Source organism: Streptomyces sp. NPDC001156, from assembly GCF_053598275.1.
Genome location: NZ_JBSFJX010000448.1, coordinates 1 through 2,534, shown reverse-complemented (window position 1 = coordinate 2,534; position 2,534 = coordinate 1). Strand labels below are relative to the sequence as shown.

Annotated in this window: 1 protein-coding gene; it reads right to left on the bottom strand. The window is 71.1% G+C overall.

What is annotated here, in order from left to right; genetic code table 11:
* Positions 1-173 precede the first annotated feature (173 nt).
* On the bottom strand, positions 174-2,534 hold a 2,361-nt coding region (locus tag ACWDA7_RS51965), incomplete at its 5' end, for a Kelch repeat-containing protein (protein WP_450615103.1).

Here is a 2,534-nt window from a genome sequence, read left to right as displayed (position 1 = left end):
GAAACGGCCGCATAGGCGGTGCTTATGCGGCCGTTTCACGGATTTCCCAACGGAGTCCTTCAGCTGGGGGAGGATTCAAAGTTCGCCGACTCTCACCGGCACTGATCCCGGAACGGGGCTCCCGGTTTCCCGGGAGCCCCGTCAGGTCGTGCCGTTCGGTCAGCCGTCCGCGGTCAGTGCGTGCCGGTCACCTTCATCGTGGCGGCCAGCGCCGGGACGGCGTACGGCGAGTCGGTGTCGACGGTCAGCCCGCTCGTGTAGGTGCCGGCCTGGTCGACCTCGTCCGCGTTCAGGGTGACCCGTACCTTCACCACGGCACCCGGGGCCACGGTGACGGTGCGCGGCGCCGACAGCCAGGTGGCGGCGCCGGAGCTGCCGCAGTCGCCGTACCCCGGCAGCTGCTCCACGCCGGTGACCGGGCGGTTGCCGCCATCCGCACCGCCGACGACGTACAGTCCGCAGGTGCCGCTACCGCGGTAGACCAGCGCGTTGGCCGCCGGCAGAGCCGACCAGGAGTTGGTGACCGGGTCGTACTCCTCGGCCTGGTTGGTCAGCTGTCCGCCGGTGACACCGCCGACCAGCTGCAGCCGCCCGCCGGAGGAGGCGGAGGCCATCGCCCAGTTCGGGTACGGCAGGTCGGCCCGCGCAGTCCACGCGCCGGTGACCGGGTCGAAGGCGTACGTCGCCGTCGTCTCCTCGCCGGTGACCGGGTCGGTTCCGCCCGCGCACACGACCTGGCCGTCGATGCCGGCGCAGGAGAACCACGAGTCGGTGATCGGGTAGTTCGCCACCTGGCTCCAGGCGTCGGCCCGGGGATCGTAGACGTAGGTCGCCTGCGAGGCCGGGATGCAGTTGCCGCCGCAGCCGGCGACCACGTAGAGCCGGCCGCCGAGGACCGCCGTACCGCCGGCGACGACGCCCGCGGGGAGCGACGCCACCGTGGACCACGAGTCGTGCTTCGGGTCGTAGCGGTATGCCGCGGTTGAGGCGTTGCCGGTGCTGTCCCAGCCGCCGACGACGTAGATCTCTCCGTCGACCGCCACCGCGCCGGGCTTCTCCAGCTTCTCCGGCATGTTCGCCAGCCGCTGCCAACCGCCGGTGGCCGGGTCGTGGACGTAGGCCTTGAACAGCATGTTCGCCCCGTCGGTCCCGCCGAAGGTGTAGACCTTGCCGTCGAGCGTCACCGTGCCGCTGTCCATGGCCGGCGTCGGCAGGGCGTCGGCGGTGGTCCACGCGGTGGCGCCACTCACGAGGGCCGCGTCGGTCGAGCCGGTCGGTGTGACGGCCGCGTGCGCCTTACCGGCGAGCAGCGACCCACGAGTGAAGCGGCCACCGACGTGCCGGACCGGTGCCCCGGTGCCGGGTTTGCGCGCCTGCCCCGGGGTCGAGTCCGGGGTGTATGAGCCGTCCTGCGGGTTGAGGACGACGTGGACGGGTGCCGTGCCGGTGTTGCGGAGTGTCACGGTCCGGGTGGTCGACCGGCCCAGCGGCTGGGTGACCCGCAGCGAGTCGCCGGAGACACTGATCCGGCCGGCACCCAGGCGCCAGTCCTTCCGGGTGACCCGATCACGGGCGACGGAGACCTTCGCGGTCGAGCCCGTGTACGCGCCGTCGACGACCCCCAGCGTGGTCCGGCCGGAGCTGTCGGCGGCAGAAGCGGGCGCGAACAGTTCGTAGCTGCCGCCGGTCGTCGTGGCCGTCGGCGTGCCCGCCACGCTGACGCCGGCTCCGGAGAGTGCCTTGCCGGTGTTGGCGTCGTCGACGGTACCGGCCACGAGCCCACCGGCGGTGGCATCGCAGGAGCGGTTGCCGATGAAGACGTTGTCGACCTTCCAGAACCACGAGTGGACCGCGTCGTACCGGAACCGCACCTGCACGTCGCTCTTTCCGGCGGCCTGCGGGATCGCGACGACCTCGGGGCCGTAGGAGATCGTGCGGGACATGTGCCAGACCGAGGTCCAGGTTTTTCCGCCGTCGACGCTGACCTCGACGTAGGCGTTGGAGTTGTAGAGGGGTGACATGAAGGAGTTGTCGAAGGAGACGATCGGCGTGGCATCGCCGCTCAGGTTCAGCACCGGCGAGACCAGGCTGGTCGTCTCGCGCGTGTCGTTGCCGCCGTTGCGGGAGTCGACCTCGGCGAACTGGCCGGTGCCACTGGTGTCGTTGCCGTAGTGACCCGGGTCGTCGAAGCGCCAGGTGACCCCGGAGCCGCTGGTGTCGGTGACGGTCCAGCCATCCTTCGGAGTGGCGCCGCTCCAGCCCTCGAAGTCGGTCGTGGTGCCGTTGTATCCGAAGTAGTAGCCGAGCGTGGTGCAGGCGCTCGCGTCCACGGACAGCGACACGTTGTGGCGTACGTCGTCGGAGCCGACGGCGACCGTGTCGTCCGCCGTCTTGTAGCCCGGCAGGGTCGCCGAGACGTGCAGCTTGTACTTCCCGTCGTCCGGCAGCCGGACGGCGTACCGGCCGCTGACCGGGTCGGTGTCGACCGCGCCGCCGGGGTAGCCGTCGACGGTGATCGTCGCGGCGACCGGCCA